We start from the raw sequence: 23157 nt of genomic DNA, 5'->3' as shown, positions 1-23157 counted from the left end.
AAAAATGTTTACTCATGTTGAAAGTTTCAAATCAGCCTTTCTAGAAAAGTTAGAGACGATGTATGGGAAAAGTTTCAAAGACTCTACAACTCGTGATCAATATAATACGCTTGGGTACATGGTACGTGAGTATATGAATAGTCAATGGATTGCAACGAACGAAAGCTATCGGTCTGGAGAGCAAAAGCAAATGTATTACTTATCCATTGAGTTTTTACTTGGACGTTTGCTTGGAAGTAACATTTTAAATTTAGGCATCAGGGATGTATGTGAGCAGGGCCTTTCGGAGCTTGGGATTTCTTTGCAAGAATTAGAAGAGGTGGAAGCAGATGCAGGTCTTGGAAATGGTGGGCTTGGACGTCTAGCAGCCTGTTTTCTTGATTCACTCGCATCTTTAAACTTACCAGGACACGGCTGTGGGATTCGTTACAAACATGGCTTGTTTGATCAAAAAATTGTTGATGGTTATCAAGTTGAGTTTCCAGAACAATGGCTTCTTCATGAAAATGTATGGGAAGTAAGAAGGCATGATCAAGCTGTAGAAGTAAGCTATTTTGGCAGTGTGGAGCCGTTAGAAATGGATGGACGTTTAGAGTTCAGGCATACGAATGCAGAAGTCATTATGGCGGTACCATATGATGTTCCAGTAGTAGGCTATGAGACGAGTACTGTAAATACGCTTAGGCTTTGGAATGCTGAACCAGTTCCTTTCCCGCAAAACTGCAAAGATATTTTGAAATATAAGCGTGAAACAGAGGCGGTATCGGAGTTTTTATATCCAGATGATACGCATGAAGAGGGGAAAATACTTCGCTTAAAACAACAGTATTTCCTCGTATCAGCAAGTTTACAAAATATCGTTCGTACGCATAGAGAAAGATATGGTGACCTTCGTCAATTACATGAAAAAATTGCGATTCATATTAATGATACACATCCGGTTTTAGCGATTCCAGAACTGATGCGTATTTTATTAGATGAAGAAAAACTAGCATGGGAAGAGGCTTGGCACATAACGACGCAAACGATTTCTTATACGAATCATACGACGTTATCAGAAGCGCTTGAGAAGTGGCCAATTCACATTTTTAAACCGTTATTACCGAGAATTTATATGATTATTGAAGAGATTAATGAACGTTTCTGTCATGAACTTTGGGAACGTTATCCGTACGAATGGCATCGCATTGAAGATATGGCGATTATTGCACATGATCTTGTGAAAATGGCTCATTTAGCAATTGTCGGTAGCCATAGCGTAAACGGTGTAGCAAAAATTCATACGGAAATTTTGAAGCAACGTGAAATGCGATTGTTTTATGAGTTTTATCCAGATAAGTTTAATAATAAGACGAATGGAATCGCTCATAGACGTTGGTTAATGAAGGCAAATCCGCAGCTGACGAACCTTATTTCAGAGGCGATTGGAACAGAGTGGAAGAAAGAACCGATTAAGCTGCAGGCGTTGCAAACAGTTCAATATGATGCGAGTTTCCAAGAGAAATTTGCAGAGGTAAAACAAGAGCGTAAAGAGATTTTAGCGGAGCGTATTCATAATAAAATGGGGGTTATAATTGATCCAAATTCTATTTTTGACGTGCAAGTAAAAAGACTGCATGCTTACAAGCGACAATTATTAAACGTTCTTCATATTTTATATTTGTATAACCGTTTGAAAGAGGATACTAGTTTTACATTTTATCCGCGTACTTTTATTTTTGGAGCGAAAGCATCACCTGGCTATTATTATGCGAAAAAAATTATTAAATTAATTAATGAACTCGCAAGGAAAGTAAATAACGATCCGTACGTAAGCCAATATATGAAAGTTATCTTTCTAGAAAACTATCGAGTTTCTGTAGCGGAAGATATATTCCCAGCGGCGGATGTAAGTGAACAAATTTCAACTGCGAGTAAAGAAGCATCAGGAACAGGAAATATGAAATTTATGATGAATGGTGCGATTACACTCGGCACATTAGACGGAGCTAATATTGAAATAAAAGACAGGGTCGGTGATGATAACTGTTTCATTTTCGGTTTAACGGCGGAAGAGGTTCTTCATTACTATCAAAATGGTGGATATCGTGCAAGTGATTATTATCACCACAATATGCATATTAAAAAAGTAGTAGATCAGTTAACGAATGGTTTCTTTGCACAGTCGGGAGCTGAATTTGAAGCAATTTACGATTCTCTCGTTATTCAAAATGATGAATATTTCGTTTTGCGAGATTTTGGTCCATATGCGGAAAGGCAAGAAGCTGTAGGGCGTACTTATGAAAATCGAACGAAATGGCTAGAAATGTCAATTTTAAATATTGCACAATCAGGTCATTTTGCGAGCGATCGAACGATTTTGCAGTACAGTAATGAAATTTGGGGTATTGGTAATACGGTTAAACAGCATTAAGTAAAAGTCCCTTTTGAAGGGACTTTTACTCATTATACAGAAGTGTGGTGAATGGCATATGAAGGGTATGTATGAACAAGGAGATTTAAAAACAAATAGGTTAATTTTAACGAAGATACACGGTGCACATGCAGCTGATTTATTTGAAGTATATTCTAATGCGGAAACAGCTACATATGTACCGAGGGAAGTACATAAAACGAAAGAGGAAACTCATCGTTTATTAGAAAATATGTTTACAACGATACGAGATGGTAAGGCTCTTATATGGTCTATTATGCTGAATGATAACCAAAAGGTAATTGGAACATGTGGAATATGGCTTATGCCACATAATAGTGCATCGATTGGAGCTGTAATTAGCCCAACATATTGGGGGAAAGGAGTTATTGTTGAAGCGTTAGAACAAGTTATAAAAGTTGGTTTTCAAGAATTAAATTTGAATCGTATTGAAGGGAGATGTAGTGTGAGAAATGTAGCTTCTGAACGTGTGATGCAAAAATTAAAAATGGTATATGAAGGTACATTGAGGCAAAATGTAAAAATGAATAATACGTACAGTGATTCTAAAGTGTATTCGCTTTTAAAACAGGAATACGATTGCTTCGCAAAGTAAACCGAGCTAAATGAGACTAAGCTCGGTTTACTTATTTTGCTTAAGAAAGAAATGGGATAGCGGTATAGATTATGCCTGTTCCACCATATTCTCCTGTCGCAAAGTATGAAAATGTAAAGAAACCTGTAACCGAAAAAATTACAATGAGAAAAAGTGCAAAGATAAACTTTAACATGTAAGGTCCCCTCATCCAAAAGTAAATTCATATATTATTATAGTATACGAATGTGTAATTTCCAATTGTTTACTGGTTAAAAATGAGAAGTCAGACATGTTTTGTATGTTGTCATGGAATGATTATTCGTAATAGATTTTGTATTTTTTGTAAATGTCATATTGTGATGAACGTGGGCATATTCCCAATCACGATCATTAAAATTTATGTTTCGCGGAGGGAGAAGTGGAACGACATCGAATAAATTTACAAAACGAAAGCTACTAGCTACTTGTAGTTTATAATAATTTCGAAAAGCGATATCTCCTACTTTTGGAGAAGCGAATGTATAAAGGCCATACTGTGCGAAGGCAGTATTGATACGTGCATCTAATATGTGTAATGTAGCAAGCGCACCACCTAAACTATGTCCGGTAGCTAGTAGTTTTTTATGGGCTGGCAATGATACGAGCATATCCATAATAGAATCTCGGCAAGATTCATAAATAGAAAGAAAGCCGTTATGGACATTTCCGCTGTTTAAAGCATATGGGTATGGCTTTTGGTTGACGAGTGAATCGATAATCCAGTCTGTATCTGTTTGTGTGCCCCGAAAAGCTACAATAATTGTATCCTCAGATTCTAATATGAATCCAAACCATTCTGTCATTTGAATGGTTTTTCCTTGAAAACCTTGTACATATTGAAAACCATCTGGTATTTCAAAAATCCCATTTTGTTTATATTGTTCATACGTTAACTCACAACAAGAAGCTAACAATATGGCAGTGTCTTTATCAAAGGATAAAGGAGTACGCATTAAGGAAGCCCTCCTTAAGAAAAGGTATGGTTAAATATATGCAGTGAGGGACTTGATTCATTCTTTTTGAGGGTTTTGAAAATGAGGATGGAACATTTAGTTATATGAGGGGGAGGGGAAGCGTAGTCCACCTAAATAAAAAGCGCCCCATAAGGGCACTTTTACTCTTTTCCATCTAATAAACGACCAAGTCCACCTAAAACACTGCCTTCACCGGTGCTTTGAGCTGCTGGACTCGTAAGGCGTGCTGCTAAGCGGCTAAGTGTTAAGGACTGAATCCAAACCGTTCCAGGACCTTCTAGCGTTGCGAAGAATAAACCTTCACCGCCAAATAGAGCTGTTTTTACTTTTCCTACAAATTCAATATCATAGTTAACGTCTTTTGTCATGGCAACGAGACAACCTGTATCAATGCGAAGTTTCTCGCCGGGTTTTAATTCGCGCTTATATACAGTTCCGCCTGCATGCATGAAAGCTAGACCATCACCTTCAAGTTTCTGCATGATGAAACCTTCACCACCAAAGAAACCAGTTCCTATTTTTTTAGTAAACTCAATTCCGATAGAAACACCTTTTGCAGCACAAAGAAACGCATCTTTTTGGCAAACTATTTTCCCTTGATATTCTGTTAAATCAACAGGAACAATTTTACCAGGATAAGGAGCAGCAAATGAGACGTGGCGTTTGCCGTGACCTGTATTTGTAAATACAGTCATAAACATGCTTTCACCTGTAACAAGACGCTTACCAGCCCCCATTAATTTTCCGAATAGACCGTTAGATGGTCCAGAACCATCACCGAAAATTGTCTCCATTTCGATGTAGTCTTCCATCATCATCATTGCCCCAGCTTCTGCGATAACACTCTCTTCTGGATCTAATTCAATTTCAACGAACTGCATATCGTCACCGTATAACTTATATTCGATTTCATGTGCCTTCATTTTTTTCACCTCATATGTAATATATATTTATATTGTACAGAATTTAATAGTATTAGAATACTCTAGTTTTGTTAATTTTCAAATAAAATAAGGAGATGGAAATTCAACATTATATTAAAATTATAAAAAAATGATGGAATGAAAGTGTTCTCATTTGACGTTTTTCATATAGCGTGATATAGTGAAAGCACTATTGAGCTACATAATGTGGTACGGAAATAAAGCACGTTGTATTAAAGGCTGTAAGCTTGTTATACATTCATGTCCTTTATATCCACCTTTTCATGTGGATTCATAGTTTCATTTTTATTTAGGAGGTACATGACATGCAAACAGGTAAAGTTAAATGGTTTAACGGCGAAAAAGGTTTTGGCTTCATCGAAGTTGAAGGCGGAGAAGACGTATTCGTACATTTCTCAGCTATCCAAGGCGAAGGCTTCAAAACTTTAGAAGAAGGTCAAGAAGTTTCTTTCGAAATCGTTGAAGGAAACCGCGGACCACAAGCAGCTAACGTTACAAAAAACTAATTAGCTAGCGATAAAAAGCATTCCGAATTTCGGAATGCTTTTTTTATCCCGTAAACGTCCGAAGGGTGTGGGCTAATAATTAGTGGGGGATGGTCCCCACACTAATTAAAGTTTCACTTTACTCTTTGGAACTAGATTCATTTGAAGATAATTCGCCTTTGAAGGTACGCTCTTCAAAGTCATCAAGCATTTGTTCATACTCTTCATGTTCTTCTGTGGCGAAAACTTGTGGGTTTTTTCCATACATATCTGTACCGATAAAGTTTTCGAAATCCTCTACATATCCAACATTCTCTTCACTATTTACATACATACCATTATAATTTTTTGAATCTTGTCTTTCTAAATCAGACGGTGTTTCAGACGTTCCATAATTTGCGACATCTTGCCACGCATCTTCTGCATCGTACTCAACAGAATGATCTTCATCGTGCTTATGGAAAGAAGGAGCCAATACTTCTTCTTCAACTGGACGGGTCTCCATATTTAATTTATTTGTCGCGTGCTGTATGCATGTTGTAGCAGTCGGCATTGCTTCTAATCTTTCAAATGGAATTTCCACGCCAGACACTTCACAAATACCGTACGTACCTGCTTCTATTTTTTGCAAGGCATGTTTCGTATCCTCTAGCTGTTTATGCCAAAGCTCAATAAGCCCGAAATCTTTTTCACGTTCATATAGCTCTGTAGCCATATCACCTGGATGGTTATCATAGCTAGACAATTCTCCGACGGAATCGCGTTCAGAGGCACGATTTTCATTTTCATGAGTTTGTATTGTTTGCTCTAGTTCTTGTTTTTGTTTTTCTAAAACGGATTTAAATTGATTTACTTGTTGTGGAGTTAACATTGTCATCCACCTTCCTACAATTCAGTTTCTTTACATAGTATGAGCGTTGCGAGTAGGAATTATGAGCTGAAATTGGTATATGAAAAAGGAGCCGCATTAGCAGCTCCTTTTAAAGGAAATATCCAAGTAATAATCCGATTCCCATGAGGAGACCGAAGATTGTATTTGTTTTTGCTGTTGAAATCATCGCAGGTACCATTTCCATTGGAATGCTTTTGCCGATAAAACCTTTCGTCGCTTTAAATGCTTTCGGTGCACTTAAAAATACGATCAGCATCCATGGTGATACGATGCCCACGATAATTAAAGCAATTGTCCAAATGTAGGAAACGATGAACATAGAAGCAAGTACACCAACGGCTCTTTCACGTCCAACGAGAATTGCTAACGTTTTACGACCGTTTTCTTTATCGCCATCTAAGTCACGGATGTTATTAGCTAGTAAAATGGCACCAATTAAAATGGAGCTTGGAATAGATAGTAAAATGACTTCTGATGTTACAGTTCCAGTTTGAATAAAGAATGAAATCCCGATAATAATGACACCCATAAATAATCCTGCTGTTAACTCTCCAAATGGTGTATAGGCAATTGGAAGTGGGCCGCCTGTATAAAGGTAAGCAACGGCCATACAAACGAGACCGATTGCAGCAAGCCACCAGCTAGAATTCATACAAATATAAACGCCTAATAGCATTGCGATGCCAAAAAATCCAAATGCTAAGTTAAGCACTGTTTTTGGCTGAATGCCATCGCGAACGATAGCGCCGCCGATACCGACTGAACCTTCGTGATCGAGTCCTCTTTTATAATCAAAGTATTCATTAAACATGTTTGTTGCTGCTTGAATGAGAAGACAAGCAAGAAGCATCATAAGGAAAAGAGGGAGATGTATTTGATTTATACCTCCGACCTGCATCGCATATGCTGTTCCGATGAAAACAGGAACGAAAGCTGCTGTTAATGTATGGGGGCGTAGTAAACTCCACCAAATGCGCCAGCCTGTTTGTTTACTTGGCTTTGGCGCCGTAGGAGAGGAATTCGTTTCGACGTTCATTTCCATGTTGAATCCTCCTTAGGTCACATATTGTACACAATTAAGTGTAGAAAAAGCATCATTTAGTGTCAACGTTTATTTTCTAGGAAGAGAAGGTGAATTTCTCAGAAATGCTAAACGTTGACAGGTCTTTCGTTTGAGGTGTATCTTAAAATCAAGCGTAATTATGACTATTTTTCGCCCATAGGGGGGAGACAATTGTGATTCAAACGAAACAAAAAGGCTTGCAAGAAGTTCTTAGTGCGGCCATTAAGCGTGTAAAGAATGAAAAAACATTAGTTAGTTTTGTCAAACAAATAGACTGGGTGGATCCACTTCTGTTTTATGCAGCAGGAAAAAGGACTTCATTCGAAAATAGATGTTATTTTGCAGACCCAGCTCAGCATGTAATATTTGCAGGAATTGGCTCTGTTTTCACTATAGCAAATTCTTCTCATAAGCGCTTTCAAACTGCTCGTGATGAGTGGGAGAAAGTAAAAGAGAATGCATTTGTGCAAAGAGATGAATATGAATTTGGAACAGGTCCTCTTTTATTTGGTGGGTTTTCATTTGATCCAGAAAAAGAGAAAACAGACCTATGGAAAGAATTTAAAGATACAACATTTTCACTACCCGCATTTTTATTAACTGTAAAAAATGAAAAAGCGTGGTTAACGATGAATACATTTGTTTCAGAAACAGATTGTGCAGAAACTCTTTATAACGAAATGATTTCTTTAGAAGAGAAAATTTTTGGGGAGAGTAAATGTGCGCTAGAAGGATCGAAATTAATTGTTACTTCTAAAGTAGAAGTTGATCCGAAAGGCTGGATGAAAGCAATTGAGAAAGTGCAAGATGAGATGAAGCAGGGTAACGTGCAGAAGGTTGTATTAGCGAGGGAGTTAAAAGTAGAGGTGAATCATTCTATTGATTCTGCTCTTGTTTTAGAAGCGCTTCGCATTGGGCAACCGGATTGTTACGTATTTTCTTTTGATTATAAAGGAGCATGTTTCCTAGGAGCGACGCCAGAGAGATTAATTCGCAAAGAAGATGAGAAGTTTACGTCGATGTGTCTTGCTGGTTCAATCGGTCATGGTCATTCTATAGAAGAAAGTAAACAAAATGGTAATGCGCTTCTTCATGATGAAAAGAATTTAGCTGAACATGGTTATGTAGTGAACATGATTCGCGGTGTATTAAATGAGCATTGCAACGTCGTTAATATTCCGGAAAGTCCGGGTTTATTAACAACGAAAAACTTAATTCATTTATATACGCCTGTAGAAGCAAAAGGTGATGTGAGTCTTTTAACAATGGTAGAAGAATTACATCCAACACCAGCTCTTGGCGGGACACCTCGTTTGGAAGCGATGAAGCTCATTCGTGATGTGGAATTGTTAGACAGAGGATTGTACGGTGCACCGATTGGGTGGATAGATGATGAAGGAAATGGTGAATTTGCGGTTGCGCTTCGCTGCGGATTATTAAATGGCGAGAAAGCATCCTTATTTGCCGGTTGTGGGATTGTAATTGATTCTGTACCGCAACTTGAATATGAAGAAACAAGTTTGAAGTTTAGACCGATGCTTGGTGCTTTGGAGGAATTAATGAAATGAACAATCATATAGAAGCATTATCATATTATTTAGGCGCGTTCGTGGATGAACTGACGCGTCTAAATGTATGTGATGTTGTCATTAGTCCAGGCTCACGGTCAACGCCGATTGCTTTACTAATGGAACAACATGAAGGAATGAACACATATTTACACGTAGATGAAAGATCAGCAGGATTTTTTGCGCTTGGTATCGCAAAAGCAAAAAAACGTCCTGTTGCATTATTATGTACGTCAGGAACGGCAGCGGCGAACTATTACCCAGCTGTATGTGAAGCTTTTCATTCACGAGTGCCGCTTATCGTCTTAACGGCAGATAGACCGCATGAATTAAGAGATGTCGGTGCGCCACAAGCGATGAATCAAATTAATTTATACGGTACGTTTGTGAAGCAATTTACAGAGATGGCAATTCCAGAAGCGAGTGAAGCGATGTATCATTATGCTCGCATAACGACGCAGCGCATGATAGCAAGCGCACTTTTAACACCGCAAGGACCTGTTCATCTTAATTTTCCAGTGCGTGAACCGCTTATCCCGGACTTTTCATTAGAAAGTTTATGGGATAAAGGACGCGGGGAATATACAGGAGTAGTTCAGCAAGGGAACGCGGTGATGCCGAGTGAATATGTAGATTCTCTTGTAGGGCGCCTTTCACATATGGAAAAGGGGCTTATTATTTGTGGAGATGATAGTCATTCAGAAATCGCAGCGTTTGCAGCACAATTAGCTGAAAAAACAGGATATCCAATATTAGCGGATCCACTTTCTAACATTCGTAGCGGAAATCACGATAAAACGATGGTAATCGACTGTTACGATACATTTTTACGAAATGAGTTGTTAAAAGAAACGTGGAAGCCAGAAGTTATGATTCGCTTTGGTGGTATGCCTGTTTCGAAAGCATTAACGCAGTTTATTAAAAAACAGACGAAAGTCGTTCATATCGTTGTCGACGAATCCGGACAATGGAGAGATCCAGCTCTTGTTGCGACAGAAGTTGTGCAGGCAAATGATATTGCATTTTGTAGTGCATTAATAGAAAAAATGCCAGCTATGAAAAAGAATGATTGGTTCGGAATGTGGCAACATATAAACGAAATAACGAAGGAAACGCTTCGTGAAATGGAAACATATGAAACGGCATTTGAAGGAAAGGTTATTACGGATATTGTACGCGTATTACCAGATGGGGCAACGTTATTTGCGAGTAATAGTATGCCAATTCGTGATACAGATTCATTCTTCTTCACATCAAATAAAAACATTCAGGTGATGGCAAATCGCGGTGTAAATGGTATCGATGGAATCATTTCAACAGCTTTAGGCGCGAGCATTATTTGCGATCCGCTCGTATTAGTCATCGGTGATTTATCATTTTATCACGATTTAAATGGACTGTTAGCAGCGAAATTACATGAATTAAACATAACAATTGTCGTTGTAAATAATGATGGCGGGGGTATTTTTTCATTCTTACCACAGTATGAGAAAAAGGAACATTTTGAATCATTATTTGGAACACCGATTGGGCTTGATTATGAACACGTTGTTAAAATGTACGGTGGTTCATTTAGCCGTGTAAATGGTTGGGAGCAATTCCGAGAAGAGGTACAAAAGGGAACAAGGGCGGAAGGTTTACACGTTGTGGAAATTTGTACGAATCGTGATGAGAACTTAACATTGCACCGTACATTATGGGCAAAAACGATGGACGTAATTACTACATCTTTACAAGGTGAATCACGATGAAAGTAACGTTGCAAGGTGTATCGTATGAATATGAAGTAGTCGGAAGCGGTGAACCACTTCTACTTCTTCATGGTTTTACGGGAAGCATGGAAACGTGGCGTTCTTTCGTTCCTTCTTGGAGCGAGAAATTTCAAGTCATTTTAGTAGACATTGTTGGGCACGGAAAAACGGAAAGTCCTGAAGCTGTGACGCATTATGATATTAGAAATGCGGCATTACAAATGAAAGAGCTGCTAGATTACCTTCATATTGAAAAAGCGCACATACTCGGCTATTCAATGGGCGGTAGGCTGGCGATTACGATGGCATGCCTATATCCAGAATATGTACGTTCTCTTTTATTAGAAAATTGTACAGCTGGGCTTGAAAGTGAAGAGGCTAGAAAAGAACGTCGTGAAAAAGATGAGCGACTTGCTCATAAAATTGAGCGAGAAGGAATCGAAAGTTTTGTAGCGATGTGGGAAAATATTCCGCTGTTCGAAACGCAAAAACGTTTAGCAGAAAAGGTACAAGAAGCAGTGCGAAAAGAACGACTTGCTAACAATCCAAAAGGACTTGCAAATAGCTTGCGAGGCATGGGAACAGGGGCTCAGCCTTCATGGTGGAATGAGCTACAAAACTTAAAAATGCCTGTTCTTTTAGTGAACGGTGAGCATGATGAAAAGTTCTTTCGCATATTAAAAAATATCGAAAAATGCGTCTCTGACGCGAAATTTGTCAAAATTGATGGTGCTGGCCATGCAATTCATGTGGAACAACCGGAAAAGTTTGATACAATAGTAAAGGGATTTCTAAAAACTATGCAGTGATGCTTTTTTCAGTTAAGAATGAAGTTACACTTATAGAGGAGATCAGAAATATACAAGGAGGTAGTTGTAATGGCTATTGAATGGGTAAAAGAAGGCAATTACGAAGATATTATTTATTCAACATACAATGGTATCGCAAAGATTTCGATTAACCGCCCTGAAGTACATAACGCATTCCGTCCTAAAACGGTAATGGAGTTAATCGATGCATTTGCACAAGCTCGTGATGATGCAAATGTTGGCGTTATCATTTTAACAGGTGAAGGTGGACGTGCATTCTGTTCTGGTGGCGACCAAAAAGTTCGCGGTCATGGCGGATATGTAGGTGACGACCAAATCCCACGTTTAAATGTATTAGACTTACAACGTCTAATTCGCGCAATTCCTAAACCAGTTATCGCAATGGTAGCAGGTTATGCAATCGGTGGAGGACACGTACTTCATATCGTATGTGACTTAACAATCGCTGCAGACAACGCTGTATTCGGACAAACAGGTCCTAAAGTAGGAAGCTTTGACGGTGGATACGGAGCTGGTTACTTAGCTCGTATGGTAGGCCACAAGAAAGCTCGCGAAATTTGGTACTTATGTCGTCAATACAGCGCACAGGAAGCGCTTGATATGGGCTTAGTAAACACAGTAGTACCATTAGAAGAGCTTGAAGCAGAAACAGTACAATGGGCACAAGAAATTTTAGCAAACAGCCCAATGGCACTTCGTTTCTTAAAAGCTGCATTCAACGCAGATACAGACGGTCTAGCTGGTATTCAACAATTAGCTGGAGATGCAACGTTATTGTACTACACAACTGACGAAGCAAAAGAAGGTCGTGACGCGTTCAAAGAAAAACGCAGTCCGGACTTCGGTCAATTCCCTCGTTTCCCGTGATCAAACCAAAAGCGGAGCCGACTGTTCTAGCCGCTGTAGCTAGATGGAATCAACCGGAAACAAAACAACTAAGAGACTTGATGTCATATCAAGTCTCTTTCTTTCAGGAAAGGAGAATGTATGATGGAAACTATGCCAAATTGGTTAAAGCAACGTGCATTTTTAACACCAGATCGCACTGCAATTGAAATAGAGGATGAAAAGGTTACTTTTATGCAGCTGCATGAAAAAGTAGTATCTGTTTGTGAACGTCTCACGCATGTTGGAGTGAAGCGTGGACAAAAGGTGGCTGTTCTGATGAAAAATGGTATGGAGATGATTACAGTTATTCACGCCCTATCTTACGTAGGTGCAGTAGCTGTACTTTTAAATACGCGTCTTTCAAGAGAAGAGCTACTTTGGCAAATGGATGATGCTGAAGTTGTTTGTTTAGTGACGGATCAAGATTTTGAGACTACAGATGTTCCTGTATATTCATTTGCTGAAGTGATGAATGGATCGAAGGCAGAAGCATCTATACAGGAAGAATTCTCTTTAGAAGAAGCGATGACAATTATTTATACGTCTGGGACGACAGGGAAGCCGAAAGGCGTTATTTTAACGTACGGTAATCATTGGGCAAGCGCAGTCGGTTCTTCGCTTAATTTAGGGCTTCGTGATGATGATTGCTGGTTAGCTTGTATGCCGATGTTCCACGTTGGCGGGCTATCTCTGTTAATGAAAAATATTATGTACGGTATGCGCATTTTACTCGTTCCGAAATATGATGCTAATTTTATTCATGAAGCACTTCAAACGAGAGGCGTTACGATTATTTCTGTCGTTTCTAAAATGTTAACAGATCTTTTAGAGCGACTTGGAGAAGAGACATATCCCTCTTCTTTACGATGCATGTTACTAGGCGGAGGGCCAGCGCCGAAATCGTTATTAGAAACGTGTGTAGAAAAAGGAATTCCTGTGTATCAAACGTACGGTATGACAGAAACGTCTTCGCAAATTTGTACGTTATCAGCAGATTACATGTTAACGAAAGTAGGATCAGCTGGAAAACCACTATTCCAATGTCAGCTTCGTATTGAAAAAGACGGCGTAGTAGTGCCTCCACATGCTGAAGGAGAAATTGTTGTAAAAGGACCGAACGTAACAGGTGGCTATTTTAACCGTGAAGATGCGACGCGTGAAACAATTCAAAATGGCTGGCTTTATACTGGTGACCTCGGTTATTTAGATGAAGAAGGATTTTTATACGTATTAGACCGCCGCAGTGATTTAATTATTTCTGGGGGAGAAAATATATATCCAGCTCAAATTGAAGAAGTGTTACTATCTCATCCTGCAGTAGCAGAAGGCGGTGTTGTCGGTATGGCTGACGAAAGTTGGGGACAAGTGCCAGCTGCTTTTGTTGTAAAAAGCGGAGAGGTAACAGAAGAAGAAATTCTTCATTTTTGCGAGGAGAAATTAGCGAAATATAAAGTGCCGAAGAAAGTGTGTTTCTTAGAGGAATTACCACGAAACGCTTCGAAAAAATTGTTAAGACGAGAGTTAAGACAATTAGTGGAGGAGATGTAGGTGGAGATAAAAAAAGTGACACTTTATATAACGGAAATGCCACTCGTAATCCCGTTTGCTGCAAGCTACGGAACTTACGAAAGGCGTGAGAGTATCGTCGTTGAATTAGAAGATAAAGATGGATACGTTGGTTTTGGTGAAGTCGTTGCTTTTTCTGAACCGTGGTATACGGAAGAAACGCTGAAGACAGCACTGCATGTACTTCAGGATTTTTTAATACCGGATTTATTGGAAACTGAAATTTCTCATCCGAATGAAGTGCCGAGTTTGTTCCAGCATATAAAGAGAAACCGAATGGCAAAGGCCGGAATAGAAGGGGCTGTTTGGGATTTATATGCGACGCGTCAAAAGAAACCGCTAGCGACATTGCTTGGCGGAACGAAGTCTGAAATTGAGGTCGGCGTTGTAATCGGGATCAATACGATTCCGGTTATGCTAAAACAAATCGAGAAGTACGCGGAAGAAGGATACGAGCGTTTTAAAGTGAAAATAAAGCCAGAGCATGATTACGAATTATTGAAAGAAATTCGTAAAGAGTTTCCGAATATCCCGTTAATGGCTGATGCAAATTCAGCCTATACATTAGCGGATACGGAGAGGCTGAAACGACTAGATGAATTTCAATTGCTGATGATTGAACAACCGCTAGCGGATTACGATTTTCTTGATCATGCACAGCTGCAAAAGAAAATTGAAACGCCGATTTGTTTAGACGAAAGCATCCATAGTTTAGAAGACGCGCGCGTTGCGATTACGCTTGGTAGTTGCCGCATCGTTAACATTAAACCAGGGCGAGTGGGCGGATTAACAGAATCTATTCAAATCCATAATTATTGCATGGAGCATAACATACCCGTTTGGTGCGGTGGTATGGTAGAGATGGGGATATCACGAGCACAAAACGTTGCGCTTGCTTCATTGCCGAACTTTACGATTCCTGGTGATATATCCGCTTCTAGTCGACATTGGGAGCAGGATATTATTTCGCCGGAAGTGATGCTTAAGGGCGGGAAAGTGATTGTACCGCAAAGTGTTGAAGCTGAGTATGAAGTAGATCGTGGGAGACTGGATGAAATCACGAAGCAGCGGATTGTGTTTGAGCGGTAAATGGAAGTTTCGTTAGGCTGTCCGCAAATAGCGAGAGGGTTTTGTCGTTAATTGTCGGTAAGTCGATATATTTCAATAATCGCTGATATAATTCGAGTTACGGTCGATATAATTGGAAAATCGCCGATATAATTCAAGTTATGGTCGATATAATTTCATTTACTAAGGCTACTCAAACGGGTAGCCTTTTTTGTATTGTACAAATTGGATAGACTAGTTTAAAATCGAGCGTATAAAGGGGGAGTAAGATGAAGCGCATTTCAATTTTGATAGCTGATGATGAGGCAGAAATTGCTGATTTAATTGAGATACATTTAGAAAAAGAAGGGTACCACGTTGTGAAAGCAGCTGATGGGGAAGAGGCAATTCATATTATTGAAACGCAGTCAATTGACTTAGTCGTTTTAGATATTATGATGCCGAAAATGGATGGGTATGAAGTGACGAGACAGATTCGCGCCAAATATCATATGCCGATTATTTTCTTAAGCGCGAAAACATCTGACTTCGATAAGGTGACAGGTCTTGTACTAGGTGCGGATGATTATATGACAAAGCCTTTCACACCAATAGAACTAGTTGCACGTGTAAATGCACAACTGCGTAGGTTTTTTACGTTAAATCAACCGAAAGTAGCGGAGAGTAAGTCTGCTTTAGAGATTGGCGGAGTCATTATTGATCCTGAGCGCCGAACGGTAAATGTATATGGAGAGCAAATTGAGTTAACACCGAAAGAATTTGACATTTTATATTTATTAGCGAGTCATCCGAAGAAAGTGTACAATGTGGAAAATATTTTTCAGCAAGTATGGGCAGATGATTATTATGAAGGTGGAAATACAGTTATGGTACATATTCGTACGTTACGGAAAAAGCTTGGGGAAGATAAAAGAAAGGATAAGTTAATAAAAACAGTGTGGGGGGTAGGTTATACTTTCAATGGCTAACATGATGAAAAGCTTTCGTTTTAAAATGATTGCCTTATTTGCGTTAAGTATGGTGCTTGCAGCAACTGTAACTTATATAATTTATAAAGGATTGCAGCTGTATTATAAAAAGATGGTTCGCTACGAAGAGCCTTTAGCGCAATTTCGATCAATGGTAAGGGAATTTGGGGACATTAACTTCTTTTTAATTTTCTTTATTCCGTTATCTATTATCTTTTTCTTCTTTTTGACAAAACCGTATTTAAAATACTTTGATGAAATTTCTAATGGGATTCATCATCTTGCGAACGGTAACTTTACAAATAAAGTTCAAGTTTCATCAAATGATGAGTTTGGAAATATCGCGCGCGAAATAAATGTTGCGAGTGAAAAGTTAAAAGAAGCTGTGGAAAGAGGCGACTTTGCTGAAAGTAGTAAAGATCAGCTCGTTGTGAATTTAGCTCATGATTTAAGAACGCCATTAACATCCGTGTTAGGATATTTAGATTTAATTCTTAAAGATGAGAATTTGACGAAGGAACAAATTAAACATTTTTCCACGATTGCATATACGAAATCACAAAGGCTGGAAAGTTTAATTGATGAGCTATTTGAAATTACACGTATGAATTATGGCATGCTAAAGCTGGATAAAAAGCCTATTGATATAAGTGAGTTGCTTATACAGTTAGAAGAGGAATTATATCCGTTATTAGAGAAACATCATTTAGAAGCTAGATTGCATGTTGATGCTCATTTACCGATGCACGGTGATGGAAAATTGTTAGCTAGAGTATTTGAAAACTTGTTAACAAATGCTGTTCGATACGGATATGATGGACAATTTGTTGATATGAATGGGTATGTCGATAATGGAGAAGTTGTCGTGCAAGTTATGAATTACGGAGATAGCATTCCAGAAGAAGATTTACCGTATCTATTTGATATGTTTTATACAGGTGATAAAGCGAGAACCGAGAACCGTGGCGGGACAGGCCTTGGACTATTTATTGCAAAAAATATTGTCGAGCAGCATAACGGTACGATTTCTGCTGAAAGTAATGTAGTTAGAACGCTATTTGAAGTGAGATTGCCAAAAGACGAGAACGTAACAATTTAATAAAAATTTAAACTTTACCCCACTTTTTATTTTAATAGTTTTTTCTATTCTATACGTAAGTTACGTTAAGGAGGAACTAGAAATGAAAAAGTGGGTATTTATTTCTTTTTTTATAGCATGCACAATCTGTGTAGGCGTTTACATATCACCGTTATTTCAAAAGGAAATTGATGTGAAAATCGGCGGGGAAAATAGTGCAGTAAAGACTGCAAGTATGGAAAAGGTAGAGGTTACAAAAGAACAAATTTATAAAGGGGATCTACTATTAGTTAATAAAGATTACCCAGTAAAGAAAGATAGTATTAGGTCTGATATTATAAATGTAAATCATAATAGTGAATTAGTAAGAGGTTATGTAATATTTGATAGAAACCTTCGCTTATCAAAGGGTGTTGTAAAAAAGTTTTTGAACGTTGTCGATGCGGCTGGAAAAGATGGAGTACAGCATTTCCTAATGAGTAGCGGGTACCGAGATTTTCAAGAACAAAGTAAATTATATAAAGAAATGGGATCAGATTATGCACTCCCAGCAGGATACAGTGAGCATAATTTAGGATTATCACTCGATGTTGGGTCTACTCAAAAGAAAATGGAGAGGGCTCCTGAAGGTAAGTGGGTGGAAGAGAACGTATGGAAGCATGGCTTTGTATTACGCTACCCGAAAAATAAAAGTAATATTACAGGCATTCAATATGAGCCATGGCATATACGTTATGTCGGTTTACCTCATAGCGCAATTATGCAAAAAAAGAATTTTACGCTAGAGGAATATTTAGAGTTCTTAAAAGAGGAAAAAGAAATTTCAACTGAGGTGGAAGGCAAGAAATATACGGTTTCTTATTATAAAGTTTCAGAGAATATGAACGTAAATGTCCCAGTAAATAAGCAGTATGAAATTTCGGGGAACAATATGGATGGGGTTATTGTGACGGTTCAGGAATAGATAAAGAGGTTGTTCCGTTTTGGAGCAGCCTTTTCGTATATAAGAAAGGGATTGGCGTTTTTTGTCGGTAAATCGATATTCCTTGTCGAATCGTTGATATATTTTGAGTTACGATAGATATAATTGAAAAATCGTTGATATATTGTAAGTTATGATAGATATATTCGAAAAATCGTTGATATAATTTCCTGTACTATCAGCATTTTGAGGAGCATCTTTTTATTTACTTTTAAACATTATAACGTTATATTTACTTCTCCCTTTTTTTGTGCTACTCTAAATGTGTGAAAGAGATAAAGAAAAATGAAATTTTAATGTAAGCGTATTCTTATGGCTTCTTATAGAAAAGGGTGGAAATACAATGACAGAACGATTCGTACTACGTAATGTGAAACGTGTGAACGGGGAAGAGATTGACATTGTAATTGAAAATAATAAAATCGCACAGGTGACGAAAGCTGGTGCTGGTGAGGGTGGAAAGGTTCTTGATTACTCAGGTACTTACGTATCAAGTGGCTGGATTGATTTGCACGTTCATGCTTTTCCAGAGTTTGATCCGTATGGCGATGAGGTGGACGAAATTGGCGTTAAGCAAGGGGTAACGACAATTGTTGATGCAGGTAGCTGCGGTGCTGATCGCATTGCAGATTTAGTAAAAAGTAGAGAGCAGGCAAAAACGAATTTATTTGCCTTTTTAAATATTTCTCGCATCGGTTTAAAACGAATTGATGAATTATCCAATATGGAATGGATAGATAAAGAGAAAGTAATAGAAGCAGTAGAAAAGTATAAAGATGTAATCGTTGGGTTAAAGGCGAGAATGAGTAAAAGTGTCGTTTGTGATAGTGGAATTGAACCACTTCATATAGCGCGTGATTTATCCCGTGAAACATCATTGCCAATTATGGTACATATCGGTTCAGCGCCTCCTCGCATTGAGGAAGTTGTACCTCTTTTAGAAAAAGATGATGTCATTACACATTATTTAAACGGGAAAGAAAATAATTTATTTGATGAAGAAGGCAAACTGCTACCTGTGTTACTAGATGCAGTGAATCGCGGCGTACATTTAGATGTTGGTCATGGTAATGCTAGTTTTTCTTTTAAAGTAGCAGAAGCGGCGAAGCGTTACGGTATTGCGCTTAATACAATTAGTACAGATATTTACCGGAAGAACCGTATACACGGTCCAGTGTATAGTATGGCTCACGTTCTTTCGAAATTCCTTTACTTAGGTTATCCGCTAGAAGAAGTGATTGATGCGGTTACGAAACATGCAGCAGAGTGGCTTAAGAAACCTGAGCTTGGCCGCATTCAAGAAGGCGATATTGCAAATTTAACTTTATTTACGGTGAAAGATGAGAAGGTTACGTTAATTGATTCAGAAGGGGATCAGCGCATTGCTGAAAGAAGGATTGATACGAAAGGGGTTGTAATCAATGGGTCATTCATTGAATGCTAAGTATGGATTAAAAAGAGTGATTAATGCGAGCGGTAGAATGAGTATTTTAGGTGTATCCGCTCCGGCAAATACAGTTATGGATGCAATGAAACATGGTGGACAAAATTATGTGGAAATTGCTGATTTAGTAGATAAAGCAGGAGACCATATTGCGAGAATTCTAGAGTCAGAGGCAGCAGTTGTTGTGAATTCAGCATCGAGTGGAATTGCGCTTTCTATCGCTGGTATCGTTACAGAAGGAAATCGCCGTAAAAGTGAAAGACTTCATCAAGAAGTAATCGCGAAAAACGAAGTGATTATGTTAAAGGGTCATAACGTTCAATACGGTGCCCCTGTTGAAACGATGATTTACTTAGGCGGCGGTAAACTTGTAGAAGTTGGCTATGCAAATGAAGGGAAAGCAGAGCATATTGAAGATGCGATTGGTGAAAATACAGCGGCGATTCTTTATGTGAAATCCCATCATGCAGTACAAAAAAATATGATTTCTGTTGAAGAAGCATGGGAAGTTGCGCAGCGAAATAACATCCCGCTTATCGTCGATGCGGCAGCTGAAGAAGACATTCAAAAATATGTGAAGTATTCAGACCTTGCCATTTATAGTGGTTCAAAGGCGATTGAAGGGCCTACTTCTGGTATTGTGGGCGGTAAAAGAAAGTATATTGAGTGGCTAAAAGTGCAATTACATTGCATCGGAAGAAGTATGAAGGTTGGGAAAGAAACAACATTTGGCTTACTTCAAGCGCTTGATGAGTACGGGGTAAAAGAAGATAAGAGCGAGCAAGAAAAAGAATTGTTACAAGTACTTATGCCACTAAAAGAATTAAACGGCGTAAATGTAACGATCGTTCAAGATGAAGCCGGAAGAGCAATCTTTAGAGCTCGTATTCATATTAACGAGACACAATTAAATAAATCAGCAAAAGATGTTGTGACAGCATTACGCGAAGGGGAAATCGCAATTTATACACGTGATTACGGAGTAAGACAAGGATTCTTTGATATTGATCCACGTCCACTTCAAGGTGATGACATACATGTAATTGAAGAAAAATTGAGAGAAATTGTAGGGGGAAACTAAAATGACAAACATTCAAAAACGTTTTTATAAAGGCCGCGTAGCATTAAATGTATTAGCGAACAATATCGAAAATGCAAAAGATATTTTTGAAGCAGCAGAAGGTTATGTAGTAGTTGGTGTATTATCAAAAGATTATCCAACTGTAGAAGAAGCTGTTACAGCGATGAAAGCATACGGAAAAGAAATTGAGGACGCTGTATCAATCGGACTAGGAGCAGGAGATAATCGCCAAGCGGCAGTTGTAGCTGAAATTGCGAAGCATTATCCTGGTAGCCATATTAACCAAGTGTTCCCTTCAGTCGGAGCGACACGTGCAAATCTTGGCAAAAAAGATAGCTGGATTAATAGTTTAGTATCGCCAACAGGAAAAGTAGGTTACGTAAATATTTCTACTGGCCCAATTAGTGCGGCTGGAGAAGAAAAAGCAATCGTTCCAATTAAAACAGCGATCGCACTTGTACGTGATATGGGCGGAAATTCATTGAAGTACTTCCCGATGAAAGGGCTAGCTCATGAAGAAGAATATCGCGTAGTTGCGAAAGCTTGTGCGGAAGAAGGATTTGCATTAGAGCCAACAGGCGGAATTGATAAAGAAAACTTCGAAACAATTGTACGTATTGCGCTTGAGGCAAATGTAGAGCAAGTTATCCCGCACGTGTACTCTTCTATTATTGATAAAGAAACTGGTAACACGAAAGTAGAAGATGTGCGTGAATTATTAGCAGTCGTGAAGAAGTTAGTTGATCAATATGCGTAAGAAAATTGCAGCATTCGGTGAAGTAATGATGCGCCTACAAGTGCCAGGATATGAATTATTGTCGCAAGCAAACACATTAAATTACTCATTTTCTGGTACAGGTGTGAATGTTGCAGCGGCGCTTTCTCATCTAGGGCATGAAGGACTTCTTATCTCAACTTTACCGGAAAATCCGGTTGGAGATGCGGCATTATCATACATTCAAAAGTTAGGTGTGCAAACCCCGCTTGTTTCAAGGGGCGGCAAATATGTCGGCATGTACTTTTTGGAAAATGGATTTGGAGCACGTGCAAGCCGAGTTACATATTCGAATCGATTAGAAAGTAGTTTCAATACGGCATCTGAAGAGATGTACCAATTTGAAGAAATTGCTAAGGAGATTGATATCGTTCATTTTTGCGGTATTACGCTTGCGATGAATGATACGGTGCGCCATCATATGAAGTCTTTAGCGAGAGCAGTTAAAGAAAACGGAGGAGCCGTCGTTTTTGATTGCAATTATCGTCCATCACTTTGGGGAGAAGACGGATATGAACAGGCAAAGCCGCATTATGAAGAAATGCTAGGACTTGCTGATATCGTTATGATGAACGAAAAAGATGCGATGTTTGTTTTAGGAATGAAAACAGAAGAAACGGAGCGAGAGGCGCAACTTGTTGATCTTATTCCAAAGGTAGCTGAAACGTATCATATTGCTACAATTGCTGGTACACATCGCTCTATTAACGGTGATAATACACATTCACTGCGCGGGTTTATATCTAAAGATGGAACGTTCACTTTTGCAAAAACACTTACGTTTTCTGTATATGATAGAATAGGTGCTGGAGATGCTTATACGAGCGGGATTATTCATGGCGAGATAGAAGAGTTTGCACCAGAGAAAGCTGTTTCATTTGCGTCAGCAGCTGGCATGCTTGCACATACAATCGTCGGTGATACGCCAATGTCATCAGAGAAGGATATACTTCGGGCAATGACGGCATCAGTAGGTGATGTAGAAAGGTAGTGGGTGTAACGGTGAACGTAACGAGAAAAAAAGGACCATTATATTTACAAATAAAAAATATTATTCGTGATCGAATATTGCATGGTGTATATGCGATTCATACGAATATTCCTTCAGAACCACAATTAGAGGAAGAGTTCAAAGTGAGTAAAATTACAGTACGTAATGCGATTAAAGAACTCGCTCAAGAAGGATATTTGGAAAAGAAGAGCGGTAAAGGAACGAAAGTCATCCGTAATACTTCTGCGACAAAACTGTCAAAGGGTAAGAAATTTACTGAAGTGTTAGTGGAAGAAGGATATAAAGTACAAAAGAAATTGCTAAAGGCAGAAGTCGTTCATAATGAAGAAGGAACAGTGCCATTTCGCTTATTCGGTAAAGAGAGTTTTCGTATTGAACGTTTATATACGTTAAATGATGCACCATATATTCATTATACGCACTATTTCTCAGCGAAAATGGCAAGTACAGACTTATCGGACTTTGATTTACAATCACTTTATGATTTAGTCGAAGACCGAGGTATACATTTAGAAAACTTCAGAGATGAATTCGCAGTTGGACTTGCGCCCAGTTTCGTTGCAGAATCGTTAGGTGAAAAAGAGGGGACAGCGTTATTAAAACGTATGCGCTATTCTTACGATGAAGTTGGCGAAGTAATTGAATATAGCGAAGGCTACTACAATACAGAAATGCAGCATTATGTAGTGAATTATGACGTATAAAAAAGAGGGGATTTTCCCTCTTTTTTTATAAAAG

At 38.6% G+C, this 23157-nt stretch carries 22 protein-coding genes; 17 read left to right on the top strand and 5 right to left on the bottom strand.

Annotation, left to right across the window (positions count from 1 at the left end):
* The first annotated feature begins 4 nt into the window (after window positions 1-4).
* On the top strand, window positions 5-2413 hold the full coding sequence (gene glgP / locus F0362_RS23995) for a glycogen phosphorylase (protein WP_000494072.1): 2409 nt from the start codon (window positions 5-7) through the stop codon (window positions 2411-2413).
* A 58-nt stretch (window positions 2414-2471) separates the two neighbouring features.
* Entirely contained in the window at window positions 2472-3029 is a 558-nt protein-coding gene (locus tag F0362_RS23990; RefSeq protein WP_000677946.1) for a GNAT family N-acetyltransferase, read from the top strand.
* A gap of 40 nt (window positions 3030-3069) precedes the next feature.
* Here F0362_RS23990 and F0362_RS31270 read toward each other — a convergent pair whose 3' ends face one another.
* The 3 genes from F0362_RS31270 to F0362_RS23980 form a co-directional block, all read right to left on the bottom strand.
* Window positions 3070-3204: a hypothetical protein gene (locus tag F0362_RS31270; protein WP_000911069.1), complete on the bottom strand. Its 135-nt coding sequence runs from the start codon at window positions 3202-3204 to the stop codon at window positions 3070-3072.
* Between the two features lie 76 nt (window positions 3205-3280).
* Window positions 3281-4003 carry a lipase family protein gene (locus tag F0362_RS23985; protein ID WP_001260116.1) on the bottom strand — a complete coding sequence of 241 codons (723 nt, stop codon included), beginning with the start codon at window positions 4001-4003 and terminating at the stop codon, window positions 3281-3283.
* Window positions 4004-4164: 161 nt separating this feature from the next.
* On the bottom strand, window positions 4165-4947 hold the full coding sequence (locus F0362_RS23980; RefSeq protein WP_000643604.1) for a TIGR00266 family protein: 783 nt from the start codon (window positions 4945-4947) through the stop codon (window positions 4165-4167).
* Between the two features lie 326 nt (window positions 4948-5273).
* Here F0362_RS23980 and cspD point away from each other — a divergent pair, with 326 nt between their 5' ends.
* Window positions 5274-5474 (top strand): cold-shock protein CspD, encoded by a 201-nt coding sequence (cspD, locus tag F0362_RS23975; protein ID WP_001193053.1) that lies wholly within the window; start codon window positions 5274-5276, stop codon window positions 5472-5474.
* 118 nt (window positions 5475-5592) lie between these two features.
* Here the strand turns inward: cspD and F0362_RS23970 are convergent, their stop codons facing one another.
* Window positions 5593-6324: a yteA family sporulation protein gene (locus F0362_RS23970; RefSeq protein ID WP_000957400.1), complete on the bottom strand. Its 732-nt coding sequence runs from the start codon at window positions 6322-6324 to the stop codon at window positions 5593-5595.
* 109 nt (window positions 6325-6433) lie between these two features.
* The gene (locus F0362_RS23965; protein ID WP_000425759.1) at window positions 6434-7387 is read right to left on the bottom strand and encodes a 1,4-dihydroxy-2-naphthoate polyprenyltransferase; all 954 of its coding nucleotides are present in this window, start codon (window positions 7385-7387) and stop codon (window positions 6434-6436) included.
* A gap of 194 nt (window positions 7388-7581) precedes the next feature.
* Here F0362_RS23965 and F0362_RS23960 point away from each other — a divergent pair, with 194 nt between their 5' ends.
* The 14 genes from F0362_RS23960 (at window position 7582) to F0362_RS23895 (ending at window position 23123) form a co-directional block, all read left to right on the top strand.
* Window positions 7582-8976, top strand: a complete 1395-nt coding sequence (locus F0362_RS23960) for an isochorismate synthase (protein WP_000616758.1) — start codon at window positions 7582-7584, stop codon at window positions 8974-8976.
* Entirely contained in the window at window positions 8973-10727 is a 1755-nt protein-coding gene (menD, locus tag F0362_RS23955) for a 2-succinyl-5-enolpyruvyl-6-hydroxy-3-cyclohexene-1-carboxylic-acid synthase (RefSeq protein WP_149889998.1), read from the top strand. The genes F0362_RS23960 and menD overlap by 4 nt, the downstream gene beginning before the upstream one ends.
* On the top strand, window positions 10724-11536 hold the full coding sequence (gene menH, locus F0362_RS23950; protein ID WP_061529471.1) for a 2-succinyl-6-hydroxy-2,4-cyclohexadiene-1-carboxylate synthase: 813 nt from the start codon (window positions 10724-10726) through the stop codon (window positions 11534-11536). Before menD ends, menH begins: the two co-directional genes overlap by 4 nt.
* A gap of 69 nt (window positions 11537-11605) precedes the next feature.
* On the top strand, window positions 11606-12424 hold the full coding sequence (menB, locus tag F0362_RS23945) for a 1,4-dihydroxy-2-naphthoyl-CoA synthase (RefSeq protein WP_000963885.1): 819 nt from the start codon (window positions 11606-11608) through the stop codon (window positions 12422-12424).
* A 123-nt stretch (window positions 12425-12547) separates the two neighbouring features.
* Window positions 12548-13993: an o-succinylbenzoate--CoA ligase gene (locus tag F0362_RS23940; RefSeq protein WP_000449538.1), complete on the top strand. Its 1446-nt coding sequence runs from the start codon at window positions 12548-12550 to the stop codon at window positions 13991-13993.
* A complete protein-coding gene (menC, locus tag F0362_RS23935) occupies window positions 13994-15100 on the top strand; it encodes an o-succinylbenzoate synthase (protein ID WP_000403448.1) in 1107 nt (368 codons plus the stop codon). It abuts the gene before it with no gap.
* A 248-nt stretch (window positions 15101-15348) separates the two neighbouring features.
* Window positions 15349-16047, top strand: a complete 699-nt coding sequence (locus tag F0362_RS23930; RefSeq protein ID WP_000822496.1) for a response regulator transcription factor — start codon at window positions 15349-15351, stop codon at window positions 16045-16047.
* Window positions 16040-17146 (top strand): sensor histidine kinase, encoded by a 1107-nt coding sequence (locus tag F0362_RS23925; RefSeq protein WP_000002593.1) that lies wholly within the window; start codon window positions 16040-16042, stop codon window positions 17144-17146. The genes F0362_RS23930 and F0362_RS23925 overlap by 8 nt, the downstream gene beginning before the upstream one ends.
* Window positions 17147-17228: 82 nt before the next feature.
* Window positions 17229-18089, top strand: a complete 861-nt coding sequence (locus F0362_RS23920; RefSeq protein WP_000759391.1) for a D-Ala-D-Ala carboxypeptidase VanY — start codon at window positions 17229-17231, stop codon at window positions 18087-18089.
* A gap of 361 nt (window positions 18090-18450) precedes the next feature.
* Window positions 18451-19551, top strand: coding sequence for an amidohydrolase/deacetylase family metallohydrolase (locus tag F0362_RS23915; RefSeq protein ID WP_000139938.1), 1101 nt, complete (start codon window positions 18451-18453; stop codon window positions 19549-19551).
* Entirely contained in the window at window positions 19529-20632 is a 1104-nt protein-coding gene (locus F0362_RS23910; RefSeq protein WP_000510082.1) for a DgaE family pyridoxal phosphate-dependent ammonia lyase, read from the top strand. The genes F0362_RS23915 and F0362_RS23910 overlap by 23 nt, the downstream gene beginning before the upstream one ends.
* Before the next feature lies 1 nt (window position 20633).
* Entirely contained in the window at window positions 20634-21389 is a 756-nt protein-coding gene (locus F0362_RS23905) for a 2-dehydro-3-deoxy-phosphogluconate aldolase (RefSeq protein ID WP_000181928.1), read from the top strand.
* Window positions 21382-22398 (top strand): sugar kinase, encoded by a 1017-nt coding sequence (locus F0362_RS23900; RefSeq protein WP_001227497.1) that lies wholly within the window; start codon window positions 21382-21384, stop codon window positions 22396-22398. The genes F0362_RS23905 and F0362_RS23900 overlap by 8 nt, the downstream gene beginning before the upstream one ends.
* Window positions 22398-23123, top strand: a complete 726-nt coding sequence (locus F0362_RS23895) for a GntR family transcriptional regulator (RefSeq protein WP_000539290.1) — start codon at window positions 22398-22400, stop codon at window positions 23121-23123. The genes F0362_RS23900 and F0362_RS23895 overlap by 1 nt, the downstream gene beginning before the upstream one ends.
* The last annotated feature ends 34 nt before the right edge of the window (window positions 23124-23157 follow it).

It is taken from the genome of Bacillus sp. BS98 (genome assembly GCF_008432245.1).
Lineage (GTDB): Bacteria > Bacillota > Bacilli > Bacillales > Bacillaceae_G > Bacillus_A > Bacillus_A toyonensis.
The sequence above is the reverse complement of the archived record's forward strand: the minus strand, read 5'-3'. Positions and strand labels throughout refer to the sequence as shown.

Bases quoted from the DNA above. Each gene is read 5' to 3' on its own strand.
- glgP (WP_000494072.1), top strand. From the start codon at position 5: ATGTTTACTCATGTTGAAAGTTTCAAATCAGCCTTTCTAGAAAAGTTA.
- F0362_RS23990 (WP_000677946.1), top strand. From the start codon at position 2,472: ATGAAGGGTATGTATGAACAAGGAGATTTAAAAACAAATAGGTTAATT.
- F0362_RS31270 (WP_000911069.1), bottom strand. From the start codon at position 3,204: ATGTTAAAGTTTATCTTTGCACTTTTTCTCATTGTAATTTTTTCGGTT.
- F0362_RS23985 (WP_001260116.1), bottom strand. From the start codon at position 4,003: ATGCGTACTCCTTTATCCTTTGATAAAGACACTGCCATATTGTTAGCT.
- F0362_RS23980 (WP_000643604.1), bottom strand. From the start codon at position 4,947: ATGAAGGCACATGAAATCGAATATAAGTTATACGGTGACGATATGCAG.
- cspD (WP_001193053.1), top strand. From the start codon at position 5,274: ATGCAAACAGGTAAAGTTAAATGGTTTAACGGCGAAAAAGGTTTTGGC.
- F0362_RS23970 (WP_000957400.1), bottom strand. From the start codon at position 6,324: ATGTTAACTCCACAACAAGTAAATCAATTTAAATCCGTTTTAGAAAAA.
- F0362_RS23965 (WP_000425759.1), bottom strand. From the start codon at position 7,387: ATGGAAATGAACGTCGAAACGAATTCCTCTCCTACGGCGCCAAAGCCA.
- menD (WP_149889998.1), top strand. From the start codon at position 8,973: ATGAACAATCATATAGAAGCATTATCATATTATTTAGGCGCGTTCGTG.
- menH (WP_061529471.1), top strand. From the start codon at position 10,724: ATGAAAGTAACGTTGCAAGGTGTATCGTATGAATATGAAGTAGTCGGA.
- menB (WP_000963885.1), top strand. From the start codon at position 11,606: ATGGCTATTGAATGGGTAAAAGAAGGCAATTACGAAGATATTATTTAT.
- F0362_RS23940 (WP_000449538.1), top strand. From the start codon at position 12,548: ATGGAAACTATGCCAAATTGGTTAAAGCAACGTGCATTTTTAACACCA.
- F0362_RS23930 (WP_000822496.1), top strand. From the start codon at position 15,349: ATGAAGCGCATTTCAATTTTGATAGCTGATGATGAGGCAGAAATTGCT.
- F0362_RS23925 (WP_000002593.1), top strand. From the start codon at position 16,040: ATGGCTAACATGATGAAAAGCTTTCGTTTTAAAATGATTGCCTTATTT.
- F0362_RS23920 (WP_000759391.1), top strand. From the start codon at position 17,229: ATGAAAAAGTGGGTATTTATTTCTTTTTTTATAGCATGCACAATCTGT.
- F0362_RS23915 (WP_000139938.1), top strand. From the start codon at position 18,451: ATGACAGAACGATTCGTACTACGTAATGTGAAACGTGTGAACGGGGAA.
- F0362_RS23910 (WP_000510082.1), top strand. From the start codon at position 19,529: ATGGGTCATTCATTGAATGCTAAGTATGGATTAAAAAGAGTGATTAAT.
- F0362_RS23905 (WP_000181928.1), top strand. From the start codon at position 20,634: ATGACAAACATTCAAAAACGTTTTTATAAAGGCCGCGTAGCATTAAAT.
- F0362_RS23900 (WP_001227497.1), top strand. From the start codon at position 21,382: ATGCGTAAGAAAATTGCAGCATTCGGTGAAGTAATGATGCGCCTACAA.